Source organism: Phaeovulum veldkampii DSM 11550 (assembly GCF_003034995.1).
GTDB classification, from domain to species: Bacteria; Pseudomonadota; Alphaproteobacteria; order Rhodobacterales; family Rhodobacteraceae; genus Phaeovulum; species Phaeovulum veldkampii.
In genome coordinates, this window is record NZ_PZKF01000155.1 from 1 (window position 1) to 281 (window position 281).

The 281-nt window shown below is 64.8% G+C and carries 1 protein-coding gene; it reads left to right on the plus strand.

The window, feature by feature from the left end; genetic code table 11:
• Positions 1-60: 60 nt before the first annotated feature.
• Positions 61-281, plus strand: a 221-nt coding sequence (locus C5F46_RS16360) for a helix-turn-helix domain-containing protein (protein ID WP_146160274.1), incomplete at its 3' end; no start/stop codon positions are given.

Here is a 281-nt window from a genome sequence, read left to right on the forward strand (position 1 = left end):
CTAGTGTTCCCCGCCTGACATAAGATTCCCAAGGCCGCTGCATCGTGGCATGATCGGCGGATGAGACGAACCGACATCTGCCTTTACCTTGGCCCCGCCGACCGCGCTGAGCTTCAAGCCCTGCTGACCAACCGCAACACGCCGCGCAAGCTTGTCTGGCGGGCCGATATCGTGCTGGCGACAGCGGACGGTCGGGGAACCGTCGAGATCATGCGGCGGACGGGCATGTCGAAGCCGACGGTCTGGCGCTGGCAGGAGCGGTATCTCGATGAGGGCGTGCC